24 protein-coding genes and 1 pseudogene are annotated in these 23348 nt (G+C 68.8%); 14 read left to right on the top strand and 11 right to left on the bottom strand.

Annotated elements, in window-relative coordinates; translation table 11 throughout:
- Nucleotides 1–43 precede the first annotated feature (43 nt).
- Complete coding sequence (locus A5681_RS06170; protein WP_197498520.1) at nt 44–1852, bottom strand: hypothetical protein; 1809 nt, start codon at nt 1850–1852, stop codon at nt 44–46.
- Between A5681_RS06170 and A5681_RS06165 the strand changes: the two genes are divergently transcribed.
- Entirely contained in the window at nt 1818–2762 is a 945-nt protein-coding gene (locus tag A5681_RS06165; protein ID WP_156737870.1) for an NAD-dependent epimerase/dehydratase family protein, read from the top strand. The genes A5681_RS06170 and A5681_RS06165 overlap by 35 nt on opposite strands.
- A gap of 48 nt (nt 2763–2810) precedes the next feature.
- Here A5681_RS06165 and A5681_RS06160 read toward each other — a convergent pair whose 3' ends face one another.
- Genes A5681_RS06160 through A5681_RS06150 form a run of 3 tightly spaced genes read right to left on the bottom strand, consistent with a single transcriptional unit; the run spans nt 2811 to nt 5169 of the window.
- The gene (locus tag A5681_RS06160; RefSeq protein ID WP_067270645.1) at nt 2811–3170 is read right to left on the bottom strand and encodes a DUF2304 domain-containing protein; all 360 of its coding nucleotides are present in this window, start codon (nt 3168–3170) and stop codon (nt 2811–2813) included.
- A complete protein-coding gene (locus tag A5681_RS06155; RefSeq protein WP_067270642.1) occupies nt 3167–3868 on the bottom strand; it encodes a glycosyltransferase family 2 protein in 702 nt (233 codons plus the stop codon). The genes A5681_RS06160 and A5681_RS06155 overlap by 4 nt, the downstream gene beginning before the upstream one ends.
- A 23-nt stretch (nt 3869–3891) precedes the next feature.
- Nucleotides 3892–5169, bottom strand: a complete 1278-nt coding sequence (locus A5681_RS06150; protein ID WP_067270639.1) for a hypothetical protein — start codon at nt 5167–5169, stop codon at nt 3892–3894.
- Nucleotides 5170–5258: 89 nt separating this feature from the next.
- On the opposite strand from A5681_RS06150, the gene A5681_RS06145 reads away from it, so the two are divergent.
- Nucleotides 5259–6344 carry a DUF475 domain-containing protein gene (locus A5681_RS06145; RefSeq protein ID WP_067270635.1) on the top strand — a complete coding sequence of 362 codons (1086 nt, stop codon included), beginning with the start codon at nt 5259–5261 and terminating at the stop codon, nt 6342–6344.
- On the opposite strand, the gene A5681_RS06140 is transcribed toward A5681_RS06145, so the two are convergent.
- Nucleotides 6341–7033 carry a hypothetical protein gene (locus A5681_RS06140; protein WP_067270632.1) on the bottom strand — a complete coding sequence of 231 codons (693 nt, stop codon included), beginning with the start codon at nt 7031–7033 and terminating at the stop codon, nt 6341–6343. The two genes, A5681_RS06145 and A5681_RS06140, sit on opposite strands and share 4 nt — an antisense overlap.
- Nucleotides 7034–7093: 60 nt before the next feature.
- Nucleotides 7094–7582: an inorganic diphosphatase gene (locus tag A5681_RS06135; protein ID WP_067270629.1), complete on the bottom strand. Its 489-nt coding sequence runs from the start codon at nt 7580–7582 to the stop codon at nt 7094–7096.
- Nucleotides 7583–7696: 114 nt separating this feature from the next.
- Between A5681_RS06135 and dacB the strand changes: the two genes are divergently transcribed.
- From dacB to hpt, 4 genes are read left to right on the top strand one after another with little or no spacing between them, the layout of a single operon-like run.
- The gene (gene dacB, locus A5681_RS06130; protein WP_156737869.1) at nt 7697–9082 is read left to right on the top strand and encodes a D-alanyl-D-alanine carboxypeptidase/D-alanyl-D-alanine-endopeptidase; all 1386 of its coding nucleotides are present in this window, start codon (nt 7697–7699) and stop codon (nt 9080–9082) included.
- Nucleotides 9079–10122 carry a zinc-dependent metalloprotease gene (locus A5681_RS06125; RefSeq protein WP_067270995.1) on the top strand — a complete coding sequence of 348 codons (1044 nt, stop codon included), beginning with the start codon at nt 9079–9081 and terminating at the stop codon, nt 10120–10122. The genes dacB and A5681_RS06125 overlap by 4 nt, the downstream gene beginning before the upstream one ends.
- A complete protein-coding gene (tilS, locus tag A5681_RS06120) occupies nt 10101–11063 on the top strand; it encodes a tRNA lysidine(34) synthetase TilS (protein ID WP_067270622.1) in 963 nt (320 codons plus the stop codon). The genes A5681_RS06125 and tilS overlap by 22 nt, the downstream gene beginning before the upstream one ends.
- Nucleotides 11064–11113: 50 nt before the next feature.
- Entirely contained in the window at nt 11114–11725 is a 612-nt protein-coding gene (gene hpt, locus A5681_RS06115) for a hypoxanthine phosphoribosyltransferase (RefSeq protein WP_067270619.1), read from the top strand.
- A gap of 78 nt (nt 11726–11803) precedes the next feature.
- Here hpt and A5681_RS06110 read toward each other — a convergent pair whose 3' ends face one another.
- Entirely contained in the window at nt 11804–12550 is a 747-nt protein-coding gene (locus A5681_RS06110) for an SIMPL domain-containing protein (RefSeq protein WP_067270616.1), read from the bottom strand.
- A 449-nt stretch (nt 12551–12999) separates the two neighbouring features.
- Between A5681_RS06110 and A5681_RS06105 the strand changes: the two genes are divergently transcribed.
- A complete protein-coding gene (locus tag A5681_RS06105) occupies nt 13000–13299 on the top strand; it encodes a PE family protein (protein ID WP_067270613.1) in 300 nt (99 codons plus the stop codon).
- Between the two features lie 9 nt (nt 13300–13308).
- Nucleotides 13309–14544, top strand: coding sequence for a PPE family protein (locus A5681_RS06100; protein WP_067270610.1), 1236 nt, complete (start codon nt 13309–13311; stop codon nt 14542–14544).
- Nucleotides 14545–14673: 129 nt separating this feature from the next.
- Here A5681_RS06100 and A5681_RS06095 read toward each other — a convergent pair whose 3' ends face one another.
- Entirely contained in the window at nt 14674–15024 is a 351-nt protein-coding gene (locus tag A5681_RS06095) for a hypothetical protein (RefSeq protein WP_156737867.1), read from the bottom strand.
- A gap of 170 nt (nt 15025–15194) precedes the next feature.
- Here A5681_RS06095 and A5681_RS27610 point away from each other — a divergent pair.
- From A5681_RS27610 to A5681_RS06075, 4 genes and pseudogenes are all read left to right on the top strand, one after another.
- Nucleotides 15195–15488 (top strand): annotated as a pseudogene (locus A5681_RS27610) (PE family protein); the annotation flags it as partial.
- Nucleotides 15489–16091: 603 nt separating this feature from the next.
- A complete protein-coding gene (locus A5681_RS06085) occupies nt 16092–17189 on the top strand; it encodes a PPE family protein (RefSeq protein ID WP_067270600.1) in 1098 nt (365 codons plus the stop codon).
- 71 nt (nt 17190–17260) lie between these two features.
- Complete coding sequence (locus tag A5681_RS06080) at nt 17261–17557, top strand: WXG100 family type VII secretion target (RefSeq protein WP_067270597.1); 297 nt, start codon at nt 17261–17263, stop codon at nt 17555–17557.
- 31 nt (nt 17558–17588) lie between these two features.
- On the top strand, nt 17589–17873 hold the full coding sequence (locus A5681_RS06075) for a WXG100 family type VII secretion target (protein ID WP_067270593.1): 285 nt from the start codon (nt 17589–17591) through the stop codon (nt 17871–17873).
- Nucleotides 17874–17885: 12 nt separating this feature from the next.
- Here the strand turns inward: A5681_RS06075 and A5681_RS06070 are convergent, their stop codons facing one another.
- The 3 genes from A5681_RS06070 to A5681_RS06060 are packed head-to-tail and all read right to left on the bottom strand — an operon-like array spanning nt 17886 to nt 21051.
- Nucleotides 17886–18899 (bottom strand): zinc-binding dehydrogenase, encoded by a 1014-nt coding sequence (locus tag A5681_RS06070; protein WP_067270590.1) that lies wholly within the window; start codon nt 18897–18899, stop codon nt 17886–17888.
- Nucleotides 18899–20086 (bottom strand): LLM class flavin-dependent oxidoreductase, encoded by a 1188-nt coding sequence (locus A5681_RS06065; protein ID WP_067270586.1) that lies wholly within the window; start codon nt 20084–20086, stop codon nt 18899–18901. Before A5681_RS06065 ends, A5681_RS06070 begins: the two co-directional genes overlap by 1 nt.
- Nucleotides 20083–21051, bottom strand: coding sequence for an alpha/beta fold hydrolase (locus A5681_RS06060; protein WP_156737875.1), 969 nt, complete (start codon nt 21049–21051; stop codon nt 20083–20085). Before A5681_RS06060 ends, A5681_RS06065 begins: the two co-directional genes overlap by 4 nt.
- Before the next feature lie 134 nt (nt 21052–21185).
- On the opposite strand from A5681_RS06060, the gene A5681_RS06055 reads away from it, so the two are divergent.
- Both A5681_RS06055 and ftsH read left to right on the top strand, forming a co-directional pair.
- Complete coding sequence (locus tag A5681_RS06055; protein ID WP_067270987.1) at nt 21186–21602, top strand: VOC family protein; 417 nt, start codon at nt 21186–21188, stop codon at nt 21600–21602.
- Nucleotides 21603–21926: 324 nt separating this feature from the next.
- Nucleotides 21927–23348: ATP-dependent zinc metalloprotease FtsH (gene ftsH / locus A5681_RS06050; protein ID WP_156737866.1), on the top strand; the 1422-nt coding region annotated here is incomplete at its 3' end.

The following is a 23348-nucleotide window of genomic DNA, read 5'->3' as shown; positions in this document are numbered from 1 at the left end:
ACGAGAAGCCGACCACCGAGCGCGACGACGACACGTCAGCCGGCTAGGCCGGCACGAGGAAGCCCACCGGGCCCGACGCGAGGCACAGCGCCAGCGCCGTGGTGTTGGCGCGCACGGTGATCGCATCCCCGGCGCCCGGCAGGCGGGCGAAGACGCGGTTGAGTCCCGGGTGCACGGACACCTTGACCTCGGGCCCCTGCGTCAGCGCCAGCGTCATCGTTCCCTCGCTGTTGGCCAGATAGTTGAGCTCGACGCTCCAGTCGGCGGGTAACAGCGGTCCGTCGAGGACCAGGCGTGCGGGCTTGTCCGGCTGCGCGAAATACCCGCATTGCGGCATCGGTCCCGGCACGATCGTCCGCACCCAGGTCACCCGCGCCTTGACCAGGTGACCCGAGCTGTCCAGCATGCGCAATTGCGTTGTGCCCGAGGCGAATTCGGGCCTATCCCGCAGCAGTGCGAACAGGTGGCTGGCCAGGTTCTCCGGCGCCGCCACCCGCTGCAGCACCAGCGGATCGACCTCCTGATCCAGTAGCGGTGCCGTCGAGGCCGCGTGCGCCGCGGCCAAATCGGCCATCGCGTTCCGCAGATACGGCTGGGTCGGATTGTCACGCCAACTGGTCAAGAACGTCGCCGTCGAATACAGGCTGCTGGCCACGAACGACATCGCCACGCCCAGCGTCACCGCCACGCGCGCGGGCGAGGCGTCCAGCCAGCGCGGCGCGGTGGGCCGGTTCGGCGCACACAACCCGACGGCGGCCAGCAGCGCCAGCACGAACACGAGATCCGGGAAATACCGCAGGGTTTGGGCGAGTTCGAGCGCGGTCTGTTTCGACGAGCGCATCAGGTAGATGGGCACCTGGCAGGCGACGGCGTAGCCGGCCGCGGTCACCCACACCGGTCCGATGCGCTGCTTGCGCAGCAGTGAGACAGCGAGGGTGCCGGCCAGCGCCAGCCAGCCGAGCGCCATCACCACCGGCGGTGGCGTCGCCCATGGCGAGGCAGGCGCCCACCGGTCCCAGTGCCACGGCCCGCCGGCCAGCCCCGGCACGATGCCGTGCGTGATCGATCGCGCGAGCAGCTCCGAGGTCATCGCCAGGTCCGAACTCCACCGCCGCTGGTTCACCACCGCCAGGTACAGCGCGATCCAGCCCACGGTGAGCGTCAGCGTCGCGATCCACAATCCCCGCCCGGCCCGCCACACCGTCAGCATTGCCGCCCGATCTCCCCGGACGTGGTACAGCAGCGCGGCCACCGCGAACGCGACGAACGGGATCACCGCGGCCTTCTCGAAGAACAGCAGCCCGCCGAAGTAGACCAGCGTCCCCGTCACGGCGTAGCGCCGATTGCCGGTGCGGACCAGCAGGATCGCGTCGGCGCAGACCCAGGCCAGCGCCGCCAGCATCGGCAGCGAGTTCAGCGCCGCAGCCCACCACGCGAACCCCGGCACGGCCAGCGGGGTGAACAGCGCGAACGTCAGCGGGATCAGCACCACCGGCCGCCAGCCCAGCATGACGTGCAGGGCCCGCAGCAGCGCCAGCGACGCCAGCAGCTGCAGCACCAGCAGGCTGATCGCCGGGCCCGTCCAGTTCAGCGGAGCGACCCGGATGATCGCGCCGCCGAGCAGGAAGGCGCCCGGCATGACGTGACCGTCGTGGTCGTCGAACAGGTACGCCGGCGAGAGCAGGTTGTGGGTGCCGGCCTTGCCGATGAGGATCAGGTCGTCCCAATAGAAGTAGCCCCCGAATGCCAGCGCCGCGCGTATGCCCAGCTGGATGGCGATCAGCGCGATGGCCACGGCCGCTATGTATGGTGGGCCGGTGCGCGCACTGGTTACCGGGGCAGCCGGATTCATCGGGTCGACGCTAGTCGACCGCCTCCTGGCCGACGGCCACACGGTCGTGGGGCTGGACAACTTCGCCACCGGCCGCGCGACGAACCTCGAGCACCTGGCCGACAACCCGTCGCACGTCTTCGTCGAGGCCGACATCGTCACCGCGGATTTGCGGGCCATCTTCGACGAGCACCGCCCGGAGGTGGTGTTCCACCTGGCGGCCCAGATCGACGTGCGGCATTCGGTGGCCGACCCGCAATTCGACGCCTCGGTCAACGTCATCGGGACCGTGCGGCTCGCCGAGGCCGCGCGGCAGACGGGGGTGCGCAAGGTAGTGCACACGTCGTCGGGCGGATCCATCTACGGCACCCCGCCGGTGTATCCGACCCCCGAGTCGGTGCAGCCCGACCCGGCCTCGCCGTACGCCGCCGGAAAGGTGGCCGGGGAGATCTACCTCAACACCTTCCGGCATCTCTACGGCCTGGATTGCTCGCACATCGCGCCGGCCAACGTGTACGGCCCCCGCCAGGACCCGCACGGGGAGGCCGGCGTGGTGGCGATCTTCGCCCAGGGCCTGCTGTCGGGGAAGCCGACCAGGGTGTTCGGCGACGGCGGCAACACCCGCGACTACGTGTTCGTCGACGACGTGGTGGACGCCTTCGTCAAGGCCGCCGGCGAAGCGGGCGGCGGTCAGCGCTTCAACGTGGGCACCGGCGTGGAAACGTCGGACCGGCAACTGCATTCGGCGGTGGCCGCCGCGGTCGGCGCGCCCGACGACCCGGAGTTCGACCCGCCGCGCCTGGGCGACCTGAGGCGGTCGTGCCTCGACATCGGTTTGGCCGAACGGGTTTTGGGGTGGCGGCCGCGGGTGGGGCTCGACGACGGCGTGCGCCGCACGGTCGAGTACTTCCGTCAGGCGCACACTTATTGACCTTGCGCCGAGCGCGGGCCCGGCCCGCGTGCACACGGGTCGCGGTTGCTACACGTTCGACGCGGAGTGCGGAACGTCGGGCTCCTCGGCGCCCTCGAGCGCTACCGCCCGGGCGAGGCGCGCGTAGCGCAGTTCCAGGTCCTTGAACCGCATGTAGGTGCTGAGCGTGGTGAAGCAGAACGCCATGACGAGCGCGTAGAGCATCAGGTCGGTGCCGCGGCGCACCCCGAACCAGTTCGCGACGACGGTGGTGTCGTCGGGCCGCAGCACGGCATAGACGCCGGCCAGCACGAAGACGACGTAGCCGACCTTGACCCAAGCCCGAGACCGCGCGTTCCTGCGGGACCGCAGCAGGTAGACCAGCAGCGCGATGATCGTGCCGATCAACAGCACCTGGATCCAGTTCATCGTGTAGTCCTCCCTCGCAGGAACCCGTCGAAGATGATGTTGACGCCGTTGAGGAGCGGCTGGCCCTTCGACTTCGAGTATTCGGTGTACAGCACCTCGACCGGTTGTTCGGCCACGCGCCAATGGTTTTCGGCGATCAGCATGATGAACTCGTTGGCGTGACTCATGCCGCTCATGGTGATGTCGAGCGCGTCGGCCACCTTCTTGTTGAACACGCGCAGCCCATTGTTGGTGTCGGTCAAGCCAAGTCGGCGACCGCGCCGGCTCAGCCGCGCGGCGGTCTGCAGCACCAGCCGCTTCACGAGCGGCGGCCGGGCGCCCACGCGGACGCCGAACCGCGTCCCGATGACGACATCGACGTCCTCCGCGCAGAGCCGGTCGACCATCGCGGCCAGATCCTTGACCCGGTGTTGCCCGTCACCGTCGAACGTGGCGAAGACCTGCGCCCCAGGCTGTTTGCGGGCGTACTCGACGCCGGTCTGGATGGCCGCGCCCTGTCCCAGGTTGATCGGGTGACGCACCAGGTGCGCACCGGCCCGCCTGGCGATCTCGCCCGTGCCGTCGGCGCTGCCGTCGTCCACGCACACGACATTGTCGAAGACGGAACGCACATCGGCGACCACCTCGCCGATGACGGCAGCTTCGTTGAAGGCGGGGATGACGACCCAGGCGCCCGAGTATTTGGCTTCAGTAACCATCTAGCCCACCAGGTTAGCCAGGATCAGCCGGCTAAGCGGTCGGCGCGCGCCAGCGCCATCAGATGAACGCCGATTCCGACCAGCGGGCCGCACAACAAGCCGACCACGGTGCGGGTCTGCAACGCCAGCGGTAGGAGCAGCAGCAGGCCCGATGCCACCGTCGCGCCCACCCAGCCCAGCGCGTACGCCCGGTGCAACGCGGCCGCGACGGCGCCGGCACCGGTGAGTGTCAACATGGCGATCGCCACCGCGGCGGCCGTCAGCCACGCCAGCAGCGCGCCGCTGGCGTGGTACTGCGGCCCGAACGCGACCCGCAGCAGCCACGGGCCCACCACCCCGGCCGCCAGCACCCCGACCGCGCCGATGCCCCCGATGATCCCCGCGGGGGCGATCAGGGCACGAATGCGGTCGCTGCGCGCGTCGACGAAGTGCGCGATCAAATTGCCCTGCATGGCCGTCAGCGGGACCAGGAGCGGCGCGCGCGTCAGCGTCACCGCGAGGATGATCACCCCGCCCTCGGCGCCGAGCTCGCTGCTGGTCAGCTTCAGCAGCACCGGAAACCCCATGACCAGGATCGCGCTGGCACCCGCGGCGGTGATCGAGTGGGCGGCCCCGCGCAGGAAGGTCTGCGCCCCGCCGGGCGTCAGCAGCCGCGACGCCGCCCTGGCCGAGGGCGAGGCGGCCAGCATGATCAGCCACGCAACCGCGCCCGCCACCGTGGCCCACAGGAAACCGACCAGCCGCCAGCCCAGTACGACGGTCGCGGTGGCGACCGCCACCCGGATGACGGCGTCGGTCACCATCAGTGCCCCGTAGCCGGTCCACCGATCGGTGCCGGCCAGCATGCCCAGCAGGGTGGCGTGCACGCAGAAACCGGCCAGCCCCACGCTGAGCAGCGCCACCGACAGCCAGCGTTCCTCGACGAAGACCCGCCCGCCCCACAGCGGTGAGGTCCCGGCGATCACGATGGCCGCGCCGACGCCGACCAGCATGGCGACCCGCAGCGGGTGGGTTCGCGGTTCGTCCCCAACCGGCAACACCGCCGGCAGGTGCCGCGTCGAGCGGACCTCCCGGGTGGTCTCTTGAAGCAGGCCATTCGCGGCGCCGCTGACCAGGCCGAACGCCCCCCAGAACACGCCGAACACCGAAAAGCCGCCCGGGGCCAGGTCGCGGGCGGCCAGGTAGATCACCGCATAACCGCACAGGGCGGTCACCGCCGTCGCGGTGGCGACCCGGGCCACGCTGCCGCGCGTGATCGGACCGGCACCGGTCGAGGCTTGGGTACCGCCGACTTCGGGCATCGCCACAATCTGAAAATAGTAAGTCCCGTGGACACGGGTCTGCGGCGGCGACCGGGGTTCGCTATCGTGGGCGGCTGTCGGAAAGGACCTTGGCCGCCTTGCGCATCTTCGGGATCTCGCTGTTGGTCACCGTGGCGGCCCTGGCGGTCGGATACGCCCACGGCGGCCTGAAGGACCTCTTCCTCCTGCTGGTGCTGGCCACCCTCGAGATCTCGCTGTCGTTCGACAACGCCATCATCAACGCCGCGATCCTCAAGCAGATGAGCCCGTTCTGGCGGCAGATGTTCCTGACGGTCGGGATTCTCATCGCGGTATTCGGGATGCGGCTGCTCTTCCCGCTGCTGATCGTGTGGGCGACCGCGGGCCTCGACCCGGTCCGCGCGATGGAGTTGGCGCTGCATCCACCGCCGCACGGCGCGCTGGAATTTCCCGACGGCTCACCCAGCTACGAAAAGCTGATCACCGCCGCGCATCCGCAGATCGCGGCATTCGGTGGGACGTTCCTGTTGATGCTTTTCCTCGATTTCGTGTTTCACGACCGAGACATCAAGTGGCTCAAATGGATCGAGATCCCGTTCGCCCGCATCGGGCGGCTGGGCCAGGTGCCGGTGGCGGTGGCCGCGCTCGCGCTGATTTTGGTCGGCACGCGGCTGGCGCGTTCCGGTGAGGAGCAAGCCACCGTCCTGACGGCCGGGTTGCTGGGCCTGGTGACGTACTTGGTCGTCAACGGTCTGAGCCGCGCGTTCCGGCCGCCGGACATCGAGGCGGCGTCGGCGGGCAAGGCGGCCGGCAAGGCCGGCCTGACCATGTTCCTCTACCTCGAGGTGCTCGACGCCGCCTTCTCGTTCGACGGGGTCACCGGCGCGTTCGCGATCACCTCGGACCCGATCGTGATCGCGTTGGGTCTCGGACTGGTGGGCTCGATGTTCGTCCGGTCGATCACCATCTTCCTGGTGAAGCAGGACGCGCTGGACCGTTACGTGTACCTGGAGCACGGAGCGCATTGGGCGATCGGGGTGCTGGCGGTGATCATGCTGCTGTCCATCAATCCCCGATTCGAAGTTCCCGACCCGGTCACCGCCTCGGTCGGGGTGCTGTTCATCGGGGCCGCGCTGAGCTGGAGCGTGCTGCGCAATCGGCGCCAGGCCAAGGCCGCCGCGGCGGCGCCGGTCTAGGCCTCGATCTGGCCCGCGATGCGCCGCTCGATGCCCACCCTCGCGGGGGCCGGCAGCGCGATCAGTCCGTCGAGTTCCTTGCTCGCCCGCGCGTAGGCATGCTGTCGCTCCTCGCGGGTGGCGGCGTCGTCCTGCGCCAGGTGCAGCAGGCTCTGGGCCCGCGCCATCCGTTGTTGCTCGTCGGCCGAGAAGTCGCTGCGGCGCCGGCGGATCGCCTCAGCCTCGGCGATCTCGAACGCGCTGACGTACTCGTGGACGGCGTCGCGGTATTCGGCCAAGGCCTCCCGGTCGCCGAGCAGGCCCTCGGGGGGTTCCGGCCGCAGCAGGTCCGCGTGCCGCTTCGCCTTGTGAAACGCGACGGTCAGCGGCGCCCGCATGTCGGTCATCATCGGGAAGTCCAGCAGTCGCGCGACGTCGACCTCGTAGTCGAGCCACCGCGCGTCGGTCCGGTCATGGGCGTCAACGAGTTTGGCGATCTCCCGGCGGTCGCTGTCCCGGTTGGTCCGCGCCCGGCCCGAGGCCTCGGCCACCGCGATCTTGGCTTGCTGCTTGAGCCGATACCGTTCGAGCCGTCGCTCGGCCCGGCGCTCGTTGGCGGCGGCGATCGCGCGAAGGCCCCCGCCGACCGCGCCGCCCAGCGGAAAAACCAGCCACCAGAAGTTGGCCGCGAAATGCAACACCGGGGTCACATCGCCAGGATGCCACCGGAAATCGGCGGGTGGTTACGCCGTGAGCGTCACCGCACGTCGTCAGTGCCCGTTGGACTTGAACCGCTCCACGGAGCGCTGCACCTCGGCCTCGGCGTCCGCGCGCCCGACCCAGTCGGCGGCCTTGACGAACTTGCCGGGCTCCAGGTCCTTGTAGTGCACGAAGAAGTGCTTGATGACGTCCAGCTCGAACTCGGGGACGTCGCCGATGTCCTGGATGTGGTCCCAGCGGTGATCGCCGGCCGGCACGCACAGCACCTTATCGTCGCCGCCCTTTTCGTCGGTCATCCGGAACATGCCCACCGGGCGCGCCTCGACGATGACTCCCGGGAAGACGGACTGCGGCAGCAGCACCATCGCGTCCAGCGGATCGCCGTCCTCACCGAGGGTGTCCTCGATGAAGCCGTAGTCGGTCGGGTAGCCCATCGAGGTGTACAGGTAGCGGTCCAGACGCACCCGCCCGGTCTCGTGGTCGATCTCGTACTTGTTCCGCTGGCCTTTCAGGATCTCGATGGTCACATCGAATTGCACTGTGCGCTCCTTAAATCTGGGCGTTTCGCGGTGGTCCCGTCGCGTCGGGGATCACCCTAGTCGAGGCCTTTGCGGCGGATTCGGCAGAATGGGCGGTAGACAGTCAGGAGAGCGATGGGTCCCACTCGCTGGCAAAAATCCACCCATGTGTTCGTCGGGTTGGCCGTGCTGGCGTTTGTCGCCGCGGTCGTGGCGGCGGCAACGTTTTTCACCTCGGCGGGGCACGGCGGCAACAATTCGCACGCCCCGATACCGCCCCCGCACGCGCCGACGGTCAAGCCGGGAATGGTCCCGGTCAGTGACACCGCCGAGACGCCCAGCCCCGCCGGGGTCGCGGCCGTGCTCGGGGCCGTGGCGGCCGATCCGAACCTGGGCAGGCTGGGCGCGCGGGTCACCGACGCCCTGACCGGAAAAGAGCTTTGGCAAGTGGCCGCCGACATGCCGCTGGTGCCGGCGTCGACCAACAAGGTGCTGACGGCGGCCGCGGCCCTGCTCACCCTGGACCATCAGGCCCGGATCAGCACGCGCGTGGTGGCCGGCAGCCAGAACGCGCAGGGACCCGTCGTGCTCGTCGGTGCCGGTGACCCCGTGCTGTCGGCGGCGCCACCCGGCGTCGACACCTGGTACCGCGGATCGGCCCGGATCAGCGACCTCGTCGAGCAGATCCGGCGCAGCGGCGTGACGCCGACCGCGGTGCAGGTGGACACCTCGGCGTTCAGCGGGCCGACGATGGCGCAGGGCTGGGACGCCGCCGACGTCGACAACGGGGACATCGCGCCGATCGAGTCGGTGATGATCGACGCCGGGCGCATCCAGCCGACCACCGTCAACTCCCGGCGCTCCCGCACCCCGGCGCTGGACGCCGGGCGGGAGCTGGCCAAGGCGCTGGGCCTGGACCCCGCCGCGGTGACGGTCGCGACGGCGCCGTCGGGGGCGCGGCAGCTGGCCGTCGTGCAGTCCGCGCCGCTGGTCCAGCGGCTCTCGGAGATGATGGACCACTCCGACAACGTGATGGCCGAGTGCATCGCCCGCGAGGTGGCGGCCGCGATCAACCGGCCGCGCAGCTTCGCCGGCGCCGCCGACGCGGTGTCCAACCGGTTGAGCACCGCACACGTCGACACCGGGGGCATCACGCTGATGGATTCCAGCGGGCTTTCGGTGGACGACCGGTTGACCGCCAAGACGCTCGACGGGGTGCTGCAGGCCGCGGCCGGACCCGACCAGCCGGCGCTGCGGGCGCTGCTGGACCTGCTTCCAATCGCCGCCGGCAGCGGCACGCTGGCCGACCGCTTCACCGACGCCGCGTCCAATCAGGGCCCGGCCGGCTGGCTGCGCGCCAAGACCGGATCGCTGACCGCCATCAACGCCCTGGCCGGGGTGCTCACCGACCGCAGCGGACGAGTGCTGACGTTCGCCTTCATCTCCAACGCCGCCGGCCCCAACGGCCGCAACGTGATGGACGCCCTGGCCACCAAGCTGTGGTCCTGCGGGTGCTCATGAGCCCGCCCTCGGAGCTGACGCTCGGCACCGCCGTCGACTGGGGATTCGCCGCCACGGTCGGCCAGCGGTTGGCCCGTCCCGGCCCGCCGTCCAGCGACTACACCCGTCGCCAGGTGATCGACGAGCTGACCAGCGCGGCCGCCAAGGCCGAACCGCCGGTGCGTGAGGTCACGGGCCTGGTCACCCAGGGCGCGGTGCCGGCCGCGCGCATCGTCGACCGTCAGCAATGGATCGGCGCGGCCGCCGAGTCGATGCGGGTGATGATGAACGGGGCCGAGAAGCCGCGGGGCTTCCTCACCGGCCGCGTCACGGGCGCGCAGACCGGCGCCGTGCTGGCGTTCGTGTCGTCCGGGATCCTCGGGCAGTACGACCCGTTCGCCGCCGCGAAACAGGGTTGCCTGCTGCTGGTGTATCCGAACGTGATCGCCGTGGAGCGGCAACTGCGGGTCGAGCCCTCCGATTTCCGGCTGTGGGTCTGCCTGCACGAGGTGACGCACCGGGTGCAGTTCACCGCCAACCCGTGGCTGTCCGAGCACATGTCGCGGGCGCTGGCGCTGTTGACGCGCGACGCCGGTGAAGACATCGGGCAGGTGGCGAGCCGGCTCGCGGAATACGTGCGCAAGCGCGGCGACGGCGCGCCGGACAGCCCCTCGGGAATCGTCGGCCTGGTGCGTGCCGTGCAGTCCGAGCCGCAGCGGCAGGCCCTCGACCAGCTGCTGGTGCTGGGCACGCTGTTGGAGGGCCACGCCGACCATGTGATGGACGCCGTCGGACCCATGGTGGTGCCGTCGGTGACCACCATTCGCCGCCGATTCGACGAGCGCCGCAACCGCAAGCAACCGCCGCTGCAGCGCCTGCTGCGCGCGCTGCTGGGCCTCGACGCCAAGCTCAGCCAGTACACGCGCGGCAAGGCGTTCGTCGACCATGTGGTGGGCAAGGTCGGGATGGAGCGGTTCAACGCCATTTGGACCGGACCCGAGACGCTGCCCCTGCCCGCCGAGATCGAGGACCCCCAGCGATGGATCGACAGGGTGCTGTAGGGCAGCTGCGCGCGGCTGTCGAGGCGTTCGTCAATACCCACATCGCCACCGTCGAACAGTGGTGCGTAGCGCTGTCCGGTGGCCCCGATTCGCTCGCGCTGACCGCGGTCGCCGCCCAGCTGCGGCCCACCACCGCCGTGATCGTCGATCACGGCCTGCAACCCGACTCCGCCGCGGTCGCGGAAACCGCACGGGCGCACGCCGTCGGCTTGGGATGCGTTGCAGCACAAGTTGTTCGGGTGCACGTGGGCAACGAAGGCGGCCCGGAGGCGGCGGCCCGCGCCGCCCGTTATGCCGCGTTGAGCGCGTACCACGACGGGCCGGTGCTGCTGGGCCACACGCTCGACGATCAGGCGGAGACCGTGCTGCTCGGGCTGGGTCGCGGGTCGGGCGTGCGGTCGATCGCCGGGATGCGGCCGTACGACCCGCCTTGGGGCCGGCCGTTGTTGGGGGTGCGGCGCGCCGTGACCCACGCCGCGTGCCGCGAGCTGGGTCTGACGGCCTGGCAGGATCCGCACAACACCGATCCCCGCTTCACGCGCACCCGATTGCGCCTCGAGGTGCTGCCGCTGTTGGAGGACGTGCTCGGCGGCGGGGTGGCCGAGGCCCTGGCGCGCACGGCCACGGCGCTGCGCGAGGACACCGAGCTGATCGACACCCTCGCCGCCCAGGCTTTGCCCGACGCCAAGGCGGGCGCGGGGTTGCAGGCGCAGGCGCTGGCCGCGCTGCCCGCCGCGGTGCGGCGCCGGGTGATCCGCGGCTGGCTGCTGGCGGGCGGCGCAACCGGCTTGACGGACAAGCAGATCCGCGCCGTCGACGCGCTCGTCACCGCCTGGCGCGGGCAGGGCGGGGTGGCGGTCGGATCCGCGCTGCCCGACGAGCGGTTGATCGCGGGGCGGCGCGACGGCGTCCTGACCCTGTGGCGGGAACCGGTCCGATAGGCGCAATACCGGGGTCGCCGTTGGTTATTCGGACGTTGGCGTGGCACTCTGTGGGCGTGGCCCAGATCTCCTCGGCGATCACCCCCGCGCAGCCCGTGGAGCTGTATCCGGGGGACATCAAGTCGGTCCTGCTCACCGCCGAGCAGATCCAGGCGCGGATCGGCGAACTCGGCGAGGAGATCGGCGGGCACTACAGCAACGTCATGGCCGAGACCGGCCAGGATCTGCTGCTGATCACCGTGCTCAAGGGTGCTGTGATCTTTGTCACCGACCTGGCGCGGGCGATTCCGGTGCCCACCCAGTTCGAGTTCATGGCCGTCAGCTCCTACGGGTCCTCGACGTCGTCGTCCGGTGTGGTGCGGATCCTCAAGGACTTGGACCGTGACATCGAGGGCCGCGACGTGCTGATCGTGGAGGACGTCGTCGACTCCGGTCTGACCCTGTCCTGGCTGCTGCGCAACCTCACCAGCCGCCACCCGCGTTCGCTGCGGGTGTGCACGCTGCTGCGCAAGCCCGACGCGAAGGGCGCCAACGTCGACATCGCATATGTGGGCTTCGACATCCCGAACGACTTCGTCGTCGGTTACGGACTGGACTACGACGAGCGCTACCGCGACCTGTCGTACATCGGCACCCTGGATCCCAGGGTCTACCAGCAGTAGCGGGGCGGGTCGCCGCCATCGGGCTAGCGGCGATCGCAAGCGCGGCGGAGCCGGGCGCGGCGGGTCGCCGCCATCGGGCTAGTCCAGCTCCCAGACCGCGGTCACCGAGAAGACCACCGTCTGCTGGCCGGGTTCCAGCGGGACCGCGCTGGGCATGGCCTTGGGCGGCGCGGGCGGCCCACCCGTCGTTGGTTCGGTCGCCTCCGAGATGGACAGCACCCTGCCCAGCCGGAGTCCGGACAACTGGGCGTATTGCTCGGCGCGGTTCTTTGCGTCGTTGAACGCTCGCGCGCGGGCATCCTTGACCAGCTGTGAGTCGTCGGCGATGGAGTAGCTCACCGATTTGATCCGGGTGGCGTCGCCACCCGTGCCGACGATGAGGGCCAGCATCCGGGAGGCGGCGTCGGGCGGGTGGATTTTGACCATGATGGCGTTGGTGGCGCGGTAGCCGGTGATGGCGGCGGTGCCGTTGGGCTCCGGGTTGTTGAACTGCGGCTGCAGCGAGACCTCGGTGGTGCTGATGTCCTTGTGGTCGACGCCCGCGCCGGTGAGCGCATTGATGACCGCTTGCTGGCGGTCGTTGGTCTGGTTCATCGCCGAGGTCACATCGGGCGCGGTGAATTCGATGCCGACGTCGGCGGTCAGGGTATCCGGAACACCCTGGACTTGCCCCGATCCGATGACGGTCACCTGACGGGGATTGACGCCGGGTGCGGGCGCCGACGGCGGGGAATCGCAGGCCGACACCGTGGCGGTGACCGACCCGGCGACGGCCAGGACGATCCACTTGCGGGCAAATCTCGGGACATTCCTTGCGACCGGCATGCCTGGCACCCTAGCCGCTGGGGCAAGCCGAGGCTACGGGTTGCCCGGTGGCGGGCGAGTCGTTCGGTTGTTCTCTGCGAATGTCGCTGTCCGACAATGGTATTGCTGCGGAAAACCGGGATCTCGCCCGAGTTGCGGCATGCCCGGGGCGGGTGGCTCGTCGCGGTCTGGCGCCCGGCGATCCTCTGCTCGCTGCAGGCAAACGCTTCCGGCTAATCTAGCAACCTCATATAGGTACATATATGACTCCAAACATATTGGTTTGTAATGACTTTCATGCAGAATCCAAATTTCCCAGCATTTCCTTCCAGCTAAGTGAACAGTTATCGACCCGGTCATGAATTGGCGGGTCCAGAGCTGTCATCTTTGGGCACGACCCCCTTAACGTGTCGGGGCGTCCGACGTTGGCGCTGAAAGTGATTGATTACAAGCTGATTTGAGGAGGGGATATGTCGTTCGTGCTTGCGCAGCCGGAGATACTCGAGGCGGTCGCAGGGGAGTTACATGGCATCAACGCGGCTGTACGGGAGGGAAATTCGGCCGTGGCCGTTCCGACGACCGGGGTGGTTCCCGCCGCCGCCGATCTGGTGTCGATATTGACCGCGGCGCAGTTCTCGTGGCATGCGCGGCTCTTCCAGGAGGTCAGTGCTGAAGCCGTGGCGGTTCGCGAGCAGTTGGCGACGACGCTCGCTGTCAGCGCCGGTTCCTATGCCGCCACGGAGATCGCCAACGCCGCCGCGGTCGGTTAGGGGAACGTCATGCTCGACTTTGCGCAGCTGCCACCGGAGGTCAATTCCGCGCTGATGTATTCGGGACCCGGTTCGGGGCCCCTGCTCAGCGCCGCCGCAGCATGGGACGGGCTGGCCGCCGAGTTGCATGCTGCGGCATCCGCCTATGGCGCGGTCATCGCGGGTCTCGGCGACGGGCCGTGGCAGGGGCCGGCCGCGGCCGCCATGCTGGCGGCAGCCGTGCCGCAGGTGACGTGGCTCCGCGGCACGGCCGGGCATGCGGAAGAGGCTGCCGCTCAAGCGATGGCGGCGGCGGGCGCCTACGAGGTGGCGTTCGCCGAAACGGTGCCGCCGCCGGTAATCGCGGCGAACCGGGCGTTATTGATGGAACTGCTGGCGACGAACGTCCTCGGTCAGAACACCGCGGCGATCGCGGCCACCGAGGCGCAATACGGCGAGATGTGGGCGCAGGACGCCGCCGCCATGTACGGCTACGCCGGCACATCGGCCACGGCGGCGGCCTTGCCGCCGTTCGAACCGGCGGCACCCACCACCAATCCGGCCGGGGTCGCGGGTCAGGCCGGGGCGCTGAGCCAAGCGGCCGCCAACAGCGGTACCCAGGGGCTGGACGCGGTGCCGCAAACGCTGTCGTCGCTGGCCGGGTTGCCGAATAACCCGGCGTCTGCCAATCCCACGTTTTCGCTGGGCGGGATCAGCCTGAATCCCGAAGGGGATGGGCTGGTCATCGGCGGTCCGCTGGGTGATCTGTTGGAGGGTCTGACGGGCTCGCAGACCCTGGATGCCAGCACGCCCTTCGACGCGTTCATCCGATTGATCTCGCCCACAAGGCTATTCACCACCTCGTTCAAGGACATCCAGGGAATCGCTCAGGGCATGATGCCCGCCGCCAAGTCCGCCACCGAAGGGGCCGCCAAGGCCGCTGAGGCGGCTCTGCCCGCCGCGGTTTCGGCCGGCGCGGGCGTGGGGTCGATCGGCTCGATCGGCGGAGCCGTCGGTAAGGCGGCGTCGATCGGCGGCTTGTCCGTGCCCGCGGGCTGGGCGAGCGCGGCCCCCGTCGCTCCGCCGGTCACTGTGGCGCTCAACGGTTTCAGCACGGCGGGGGCGGTCGAACCGGCCACGAACGCGGTGGGTGGGGTGCCGATGACGCCGCTTGGCGGGATGGGCCGCAGCGCGGCGGCCCAGTCTGTCGTGCCCCGATACGGCTTCAAGCCCACGGTCATCGCTCAACCTCCCGCGGGCGGCTGAGGGTCGAAGCTTCGGGAGTTGCGGCCGAAACGTGCCCTTTTCCGCAACTGGGTCACGTCTCCCGAGTGTCAGCCTGAGATCGCCTCCCGCCGCGAATAGTTCTGTGGCGCGGCGTTGACGGCGCCGAGCTCAGTCGCGCGACTCCTCGGCCATCGGGTTGGGCATCAGCACTCGCTGACGGGTCGTGACACGGAACGGGTCCAGCGACTGCCCTTCACTCAGGGCGCCGTGCACATCTTCGGGCGTGATCAGTCCAAGTTCCACCTGCAGCCAGGTGGCGCTCAGCCCGAATGCGTGCGCGGCGCGCCTGGCCTCCTCGGCGTCGGGGAAGTCGTCGGCGTTGGCGCGCCCGCCGGCCCCGTACCAGCGCCCCTTGGTAACTCCGCAGGCGTCGCGCAACTGCTCGATGGTGATGTCGCGGTTCAACGTCGCTTCGAGCAGGCGCTTCAATCCCCAGCCTGCGGCGTTCGTACGTGGCATCCATCAAGAGTAACTCGGTGCCAAAACCTGGGCAAAGCGTCTCCACCCGCGAGTTCTTAGCCAAAATCAAGAAATATCTACCTAAGACTAGACACAGATTCCTAATTCATGACATAGTGTCCGCAAGCGCGACAAGAGAAGCCAAAACCAGGCATCACGAGGAGAAGCACATGTCGTTCCTGACCACACTGCCGGACCTGTTGCTTGCCGCGGCCGGCCAGCTGCAGTCGATCGGCTCCGCGGTGACCGCCGCCAACTCAACGGCCGCGTTCTCGATAACGGGAGTCGTCCCGGCGGCGGCCGACGAAGTCTCCGTGGTCACTGCGGCCACCTTCGCCGGTTATGGGCAGCAGTACCAGGCCATCAGCGCCGAGGCCAGCATGATCCACGAGCAGTTCGTCAGCGCCCTGGGGCTCAGCGCCGATTCGTATGCGGCCACCGAAGCCGCCAATGCGACACAGGCGGCCGGCGGCCACTTGCCGCCCGCGCACATGGTCCCCGTCGCGCCCGCGCGGCCCGCGCCTGCCGCGCCGGCCCGCGTTTCGCCCCCGGCGCCTCGGCGCGTGACGCCGCCCGCGCCCGGTCGATCGACGCCCGGCACCCCGATCGGCGCGGGCACCGCCGCGCCCGGACCGCTGGCGGCGACGACGTCCGTCGGCGCGGGCTGGCAAGGGGGCGGCGGCTACGGCCGTGGCAACTACGGCTACATGACACCGCAGCACGGCGGCTACGCCAATGCCAATTACGGCCGTCACACGACACCGCAGCACGGCGGCTACGCCAATGCCAACTACGGTGGCCACCCCGCGCACGCGGCGCGCGTCGCCGCACCGGATTTAGCTGCCGGTCAACACATCTCGCCTTCGCAGCTCGCGCCGACGGCGCCCGTTCACCGAGAGTCGCTCGCCGCCGCGATACCGGCGGAAAAGGTGCTGCCCATGCACTTGCCCGCCGGCATGCCCGGTGAACACGTCGTGCAGGCGCACGCAGCTCTCAAAGCTGTAGCCGGTCCAAAACCGTTGCCGGCGTTGGCATAGCGAAAACGACCTTAAGAGAGGAATGCAGTCATGGATTTTGGTGCGATGCCCCCGGAGATCAACTCGGGTCTGATGTACGCGGGCCCGGGACCGGGTTCGATGCTGGCGGCGGCGACGGCCTGGGAAGGACTGGCCGCGGAGCTGCGCGCAGCCGCGACGAGCTACGGGTCGGCCATCTTGACCCTCACCGACGCCGGCTGGCAGGGCCCGTCGTCGGCGGCCATGGCGGCCGCCGCGGCGCCCTACGTGGCGTGGATGCATGCCACCGCCGCGCAGGCCGAACAGGCCGGTATGCGGGCGGCTGCTGCCGCGGCCGCTCATGAGGCGGCGTTCGCCGCCACCGTGCCGCCGCCGATGATCGCAGCCAACCGCTCGTTGCTGATGATGCTGGTCGCGACCAACTTCCTGGGGATCAACACCGCGGCGATCGCGACCACCGAGGCGCAGTACGCCGAGATGTGGGCCCAAGATGCCGCGGCGATGTACGCCTACGCCGGGTCGTCGGCCGCGGCGGCGATGCTGACACCAATGTCGGTCGCCCCGCCCACCACGAACCCCGGCGGAGCGGCGGCCGCGGCCAACATGCAGGGCGCCACCCAGGGCCTGGCGATGGCGCTGCCGTCCTCGCTCAATTCGTCCGCGTCGTCCTTGCTAAGCGGCTTCCCATCAGCCGTCAGCAGTTTCACCGGTTTGCTCGGCACGCCCTTCGGAGGACAGGGCGCCGGCACGGCCGCGTCGGGGCTGGGCGGGATGACGGCGTCGAACGCCGGCCTTGCCGCCGCCATGCGCGAATCGGGGGTCGTCTCTCGCGTCGGGACGCCCGGAATGGAGCACCTGGTTCCGGCGGCGCCGTCGATGCGCGCACCGCAGATGTTGGCGCCGGCGCGGCTGATGCCGTCCGCGGCCATGGGCCAGGCGACTCCTGTCGGAGGTTTGTCGGTGCCGCCGAGTTGGCAAGCGGCGACTCCGGAGGCCGCCGCGCCGACGGCCACGCCGTTGGGTGCCGCGGGCGCCCCGATGCTGGCCCCCCGCGGTATCCCCGCGGGGCAGGTGGGCGGCATGGAGATGCGCGGATTCGGCGCTGCGGTGCCGGCTCGCGCCAGCGTATTGCCGCAACTGGTCGGATGACGAAAGGAGCCAACCTCGACACACCGATGACCAAAGCCTTATTTGACAACAACTTTCGAAGGAGAATTGCAATGACAGCACGATTCATGACCGATCCGCACGAAATGCGTGCGATGGCGGGCCGCTTCGAGGTCCACGCCCAGACGGTCGAGGACGAGGCCCGCAAGATGTGGGCATCGTCGATGAACATCGCCGGCGCCGGCTGGAGCGGCCAGGCGCAGGCGACCTCGTACGACACCATGGACCAGACCAATCAGGCGTTCCGCAACATCGTCAACATGCTGCACGGCGTGCGCGACGGGCTGGTTCGAGACGCCAACAACTACGAGCAACAAGAGCAGGCTTCACAGCAGATTCTGGGCAGCTAGCCCACCAACCCAAAGCAGGAGACGAGCAACCATGACCATCAACTATCAATTCGGCGATGTCGACGCCCACGGCGCCACCATCCGCGCGCAGGCCGCGTCGCTGGAGGCCGAGCACCAGGCGATCGTGCGCGATGTGCTTGCCGCCGGGGACTTTTGGGGCGGCGCAGGGTCTGCGGCGTGCCAGGAGTTCATCATCCAGCTGGGCCGCAACTTCCAGGTGATCTACGAGCAGGCCAACGCCCACGGGCAGAACGTGCAAACCGCCGGCAGCAACATGGCCAGCACCGACAGCGCCGTCGGGTCCAGCTGGGCCTAGCGCGGCGTAGGCCTAAGGGGTGACCAGAACCTTGCAGTGTCGCTCGGGGTCGGCGAGGTCGTCGAAGGCCGCGCCGACCCCGTCCAGGCCGACCTCCCCGGTGATCAGCGGGCTGACGTCGATGTCACCCTCGGCCAGCGCGCGCAGCGAGTCGGTGAACTCCTCTGGGGTGTACGCGAGAACGAATTGGACGTTGATCTCTTTGGCGATCGCGAAGAACGGATGCACGGTGTCGGGCTGCATGCAAACGCCGGCGACCACCAGGCGAGTGCCGGGCCGGGCCCGCAGCAATACGTCGTCGATGATCCCGGGCACGCCGACCGCCTCGAACACCACAGCCGGTTTGACGGAGTCGAACGGCGAACCCTGCGCCGCGTCCAGCGCCTGATGGGCGCCCATGGCGGTGCCCAGTTCGCGACGCTTCGGCGAAAAGTCGGATGCCACAATGTTTTCCACACCGCGGGCGCGCAGAGCCGCGATGATTGCTATGCCGATCGGGCCGCAGCCGATGACCAGGGCCGTCTCGCCGGGGGCGATGTTGGACTTGTTGACGGCGTGCAGGCCCACCGCCATGGGTTCGGTCAGGGCGGCATGTTTGAAGTCCAGGCCGTTGGGGACGGGCAGCAGTAGTGGCGCCGAGAGCAGCATGCGTTCGGCGTAACCGCCGATTGTGCTGTTGCTGTAGACGATTGGCTCGGCCCCTCTGGCCGACAGCAGCACCGGCAGCGAGGTGACCAGCGTCCCGGGCGGGTGGGTGTCGGTGTCGGGGCCTGCCTCGAGCACCTCGGCGCTGAACTCGTGCCCCATGAAGATGTCGTGGTCAAGGTCGACGTGCATGCCGCCTCGACCGCCGGCCACCCGATTGCTCATTTCGAGCACCTGCGCGCCGTGCGCGGCGAAATGCAAGTCCGAGCCGCAGATCCCGCACGCCCGCACGCCGACGAGCACCTGCCCTGTCTCCGGCACGGGATCGGGCACATCGTCCCGGTAGACCATCCGGCCGTTGCGCAATACCGCGGCCCGCATCAGCTCCTCACGCCCTTCTGTTCGTCGACATGCTCGGTGATGGCCTTCACCACGGCCTCACCGGCTCGGCCGATCAGCTGATCGCGATTGCCCTTGGCCCAGTCGTGCGATGAGCGTGACGCTTCGAGCTGCCCCTTGAAGTGGGGAATCACTTTGCGCGCCATCAGGTCGTAACAGTGATACGTCGCCTCGGGGGAGGCCCAGTCGTGGCCCAGCATCAACAACGTGCCGAAACCGCCTGAGCGCTCGAGCAGGTCTTCGATGTGGGCGATGGCGTCGTCGGGCGTGCCGATGCAGCAGTTGCCCTTGGCCGCGTAGTCCTCGACGAACTCGTGGGGCGACTGGGCACCTTCGACGGAGTTGGCCAGCGGCACGAACCCCGCCGCGCCGAAGTAATTGGCGAAATCCTGCAACCCGTAAGTGCAGTCGTCGATGGCCTTCTCGCGGCTGTCGGCGATGTGCATGATGCTCAGGACACGCCAGTCGGCCCGATTCGGCTCGTCCCGGCCGACTTTGGCGGCCTGTTCGCGTACCACGTCCCAGGTGGTTTCCAGGGCGGCGAACCCGCCCGGAACCGACATCGACAGCGACAGCAACGACGTGCCCAATGCGCCCGCCAGCCGCGGCCCGGACGGTGAAATCATTGCCGCCGTGGAGATCTCGGGGTATGGCCAGGTGTAGGGCCGGATGTGCAGCTGCGCGTCGCGCAATGTGAACCAGTCGGTATGGCGGTCTATGCGCTCCGACGGCCCGGCCCGGAACAACGCGAGGATCGCCTCGAGCGATTCCTGCATCATGTGCCGTTGATCGACCGGGTCGATGCCCATCATGTAGGCGTCCGAGGGCAGCGCGCCGGGGCCGGTGCCGAACATCACCCGGCCGCGGGTGAGGTGGTCGAGCAACACCCACCGATCGGCCACCATCAGCGGATGGTGGTAGGGCAGCGAGACCACTCCGGTGCCCAGCCGAATGTGTTTCGTCCGCTCCGCGGCGGCCGCGATGAACACCTCCGGGCAGGCGATCAGTTCGTAGCCGCCGGAATGGTGTTCGCCGAACCACGCCTCGTCGAAACCGAGCCGGTCCAAGGCGACGACGCGATCCATGTCGTATTCCAAAGCCACCGTTGGTGATTGGCCGATCGGGTGAAACGGTGTGATGAAGACACCGAACCGCAGGGGCGCGTTCATCGCAGCTCCAATCCGTTGATGAAGTCCAATAGGGCCGAGTTCACCTCGTCCGGTCGTTCCTGCTGCAGCCAGTGCCCGGCGTCGTCGATCATCACCTGCCGGTAGGGGCCGGTGATCAATTGCGCCGCGCGGTCGGCGCGGGTGAACGACAACACCGGGTCGGCGGTACCGCCGATAAACAGCGCGGGCACAGTGATTTTGGCGTCGGCCAGCTCTGGGGTGGTCTCCCAGTTGCGGTCGAAGTTGCGGTACCAATTGAGGCCACCGGTGAATCCCGTGCGGGAGAATTCGCTGATGTAGTGGTCCAGCTCGTCCTGGCTGAGCCAGTCCGGCAGTCGGTCGGGCTCGGGTAGACGATCGATGAATCCCTCGGGACCGGGCGCCACCATGCGCGCAGCCGACAGCGGGTCACCCGATGTGCGCAGGCCTCCCAGCATCCTGCGCATCGTGCGGGCCGGGTCACCGTTGAGCTCGGCGTCGGCGACGCCCGGCTCCTGGAAGTACAGGATGTAAAAGAATCTGTCGCCCAACATCTTGCGCCATGCCCTCGTCGGCGCCACATGCGAGCGGGGCACGGCCGGGACGCTGAGCGCGGCGACGGCCGCGACTCGATCCGGGTGTAACAGCGGCGCATTCCACACGACGGCGGCGCCCCAGTCGTGTCCGACCCAGACGGCGCGCTCCGCGCCGACGTCGTCAAGGAGACCGACCAGGTCGGCGGTCAGATGGTGGATGTCGTAGGCCTCGATCGCTTCGGGGCAAGAGGAGCCGCCATAGCCACGCTGATCGGGCGCCAGCACGTGGTAGCCGGCCTCCGCGAGGACCGGGATCTGGTGGCGCCACGAGTAAGCCAATTCGGGAAAGCCGTGGGCCAAAATGACCACCGGCGCGCCGCGCTCTCCCGCCTCGACCACCCGCAGTCGTACACCATTGGTTTCCACTAACCGTTCGGTTGATTTGGGCACCATGTCACCAAAGCACACCCCTTCCGGGGGTGAGAAGTATTCACGCTGATTGCGAATAGCATTCCAATGGCTTTGGTCGCCTGGTAGATATCGCCGTGAAGCCCTCGCTTTACATGGAAGTAGGTGCACGCGGCATGCAGCGGCTCGACCACGTCGTCCTCTGGACGAGAAATCCGCGCGCCTCGATGGATTTCTATACGAGGGTGGTGGGGTTGGCGCCGGTCCGGTTTGCCGAGTTCGAGGCCGGCGACGCGCCGTTCCCGAGTGTCCGGGTCTGCGAGGACTCGATCATCGACCTGTCGCCGATCGCCGGCGTCGCCGGTACCGAGGCGCTGACGCGGGCCGACGGCAGCGCCGGACACCCGGTGAATCACGTTTGTCTTGCTCTGTCGAAGTCCGAATACGACGCATTGGATCGACGCCTGCAAGCGGAGGGAGTGGACACCAGCGCGCGGCTGGGCCCCAACTTCGGGGCGCGGGGTTGGGCGCCGCAGGCCTTTTACTTCACCGACCCGGACGGCAACGTGATCGAGGCCCGCTATTACGAGTAGCGAACTTCCGACGGGTCCGCCCGCCACCGAACGTCACGCCAGCTTGGCGATCGCCGGCCACCGTCGCGCTGGCGTGAGGCTCGGCGCGACCGCAAGGGAACTCTCGGTCGTTGTATCGACAGAACTGTGGCGACCCGGCCCCCGCAAGCGGGTGGTGCCCCCAGCACCCCGGCTCTGCCGGGGCTGGCGATCGCCACGGTGCGGATGGTGGCGACCCGCTGCACCCCGGCTCTGCCGGGGCTGGCGATCGCCACGAGCGGTAACCTGGACTTTTCCAGCTGCGTGTATATCGGGGAAGGACCTGGCCAGCAAGGCCGATGATTGATGAACCGGAAAAACGTTATCCGCACCATCACGGCGATTGCCGTCGTGGTGCTGCTCGGTTGGTCGTTCTTCTATTTCAGCGACGACACCCGCGGCTATAAACCCGTCGACACATCGGTGGCGGTGGCCCAGATCAACGGCGACAACGTCAAGAGCGCGCAGATCGACGATCGCGAGCAGCAGTTGCGGTTGACCCTGAAGAAGGGCAACAACGACACCGACAATTCGGACAAGGTCATCACCAAATTCCCGAGCGGGTACGCGGTCGACCTGTTCAACGCGCTGAGCGCCAAGAACGCGAAGGTCAGCACGGTCGTCAACCAGGGCAGCATCCTCGGCGAACTGCTCGTCTACGTCTTGCCGCTGCTCTTGCTGGTGGGTCTGTTCGTGATGTTCTCCCGCATGCAGGGCGGGGCCCGAATGGGCTTCGGGTTCGGCAAGTCACGGGCCAAGCTGCTCAACAAGGACATGCCCAAGACCACGTTCGCCGACGTCGCCGGCGTCGACGAGGCGGTCGAAGAGCTTTACGAGATCAAGGACTTCCTGCAGAACCCCGGTCGCTACCAGGCGCTGGGCGCCAAGATTCCCAAGGGCGTGCTGCTCTACGGCCCGCCGGGAACCGGCAAGACGCTGCTGGCGCGCGCGGTCGCCGGTGAGGCCGGGGTGCCGTTCTTCACCATCTCCGGCTCGGACTTCGTCGAGATGTTCGTCGGTGTCGGCGCATCGCGGGTGCGCGACCTGTTCGAACAGGCCAAGCAGAACAACCCCTGCATCATCTTCGTCGACGAGATCGACGCGGTGGGCCGCCAGCGCGGCGCCGGCCTCGGCGGCGGTCACGACGAACGTGAGCAGACGCTGAACCAGCTGCTGGTGGAGATGGACGGCTTCGACCCACGCGCCGGCGTGATCCTGATCGCGGCCACCAACCGGCCCGACATCCTGGACCCGGCGCTGTTGCGGCCCGGCCGCTTCGACCGGCAGATCCCGGTGTCCAACCCCGATCTGGCCGGCCGGCGGGCCGTCCTGCAGGTGCATTCCAAGGGCAAGCCGATCGCCCCGGACGCCGACCTCGACGGCCTCGCCAAGCGCACCGTCGGCATGACCGGCGCCGACCTGGCCAACGTCATCAACGAGGCCGCGCTGCTGACCGCCCGGGAGAACGGCACCGTCATCACCAGCGCCGCGCTCGAGGAGGCGGTGGACCGGGTCATTGGCGGTCCCCGCCGCAAGGGCCGCATCATCAGCGAGCAGGAAAAGAAGATCACCGCCTACCACGAGGGCGGCCACACGCTGGCGGCCTGGGCGATGCCGGACATCGAGCCGATCTACAAGGTGACCATCCTCGCGCGCGGGCGCACCGGCGGGCACGCGGTCGCGGTGCCCGAGGAGGACAAGGGCCTGCGGACCCGGTCGGAGATGATC

The organism is Mycobacterium scrofulaceum (genome assembly GCF_001667885.1).
Taxonomy (GTDB): Bacteria; Actinomycetota; Actinomycetes; order Mycobacteriales; family Mycobacteriaceae; genus Mycobacterium; species Mycobacterium scrofulaceum_C.
Note: the sequence above shows the minus strand (reverse complement) of the source record. Positions and strands in the feature narration are given on the sequence as shown.

Coding starts and splice junctions, on each gene's coding strand:
- A5681_RS06170 (WP_197498520.1), bottom strand. CDS start 1,852: ATGAATCCGGCTGCCCCGGTAACCAGTGCGCGCACCGGCCCACCATAC.
- A5681_RS06160 (WP_067270645.1), bottom strand. CDS start 3,170: ATGAACTGGATCCAGGTGCTGTTGATCGGCACGATCATCGCGCTGCTG.
- A5681_RS06155 (WP_067270642.1), bottom strand. CDS start 3,868: ATGGTTACTGAAGCCAAATACTCGGGCGCCTGGGTCGTCATCCCCGCC.
- A5681_RS06150 (WP_067270639.1), bottom strand. CDS start 5,169: ATGCCCGAAGTCGGCGGTACCCAAGCCTCGACCGGTGCCGGTCCGATC.
- dacB (WP_156737869.1), top strand. CDS start 7,697: ATGGGTCCCACTCGCTGGCAAAAATCCACCCATGTGTTCGTCGGGTTG.
- A5681_RS06125 (WP_067270995.1), top strand. CDS start 9,079: ATGAGCCCGCCCTCGGAGCTGACGCTCGGCACCGCCGTCGACTGGGGA.
- tilS (WP_067270622.1), top strand. CDS start 10,101: ATGGATCGACAGGGTGCTGTAGGGCAGCTGCGCGCGGCTGTCGAGGCG.
- A5681_RS06110 (WP_067270616.1), bottom strand. CDS start 12,550: ATGCCGGTCGCAAGGAATGTCCCGAGATTTGCCCGCAAGTGGATCGTC.
- A5681_RS06105 (WP_067270613.1), top strand. CDS start 13,000: ATGTCGTTCGTGCTTGCGCAGCCGGAGATACTCGAGGCGGTCGCAGGG.
- A5681_RS06100 (WP_067270610.1), top strand. CDS start 13,309: ATGCTCGACTTTGCGCAGCTGCCACCGGAGGTCAATTCCGCGCTGATG.
- A5681_RS06095 (WP_156737867.1), bottom strand. CDS start 15,024: ATGCCACGTACGAACGCCGCAGGCTGGGGATTGAAGCGCCTGCTCGAA.
- A5681_RS06085 (WP_067270600.1), top strand. CDS start 16,092: ATGGATTTTGGTGCGATGCCCCCGGAGATCAACTCGGGTCTGATGTAC.
- A5681_RS06080 (WP_067270597.1), top strand. CDS start 17,261: ATGACAGCACGATTCATGACCGATCCGCACGAAATGCGTGCGATGGCG.
- A5681_RS06075 (WP_067270593.1), top strand. CDS start 17,589: ATGACCATCAACTATCAATTCGGCGATGTCGACGCCCACGGCGCCACC.
- A5681_RS06070 (WP_067270590.1), bottom strand. CDS start 18,899: ATGCGGGCCGCGGTATTGCGCAACGGCCGGATGGTCTACCGGGACGAT.
- A5681_RS06065 (WP_067270586.1), bottom strand. CDS start 20,086: ATGAACGCGCCCCTGCGGTTCGGTGTCTTCATCACACCGTTTCACCCG.
- A5681_RS06055 (WP_067270987.1), top strand. CDS start 21,186: ATGCAGCGGCTCGACCACGTCGTCCTCTGGACGAGAAATCCGCGCGCC.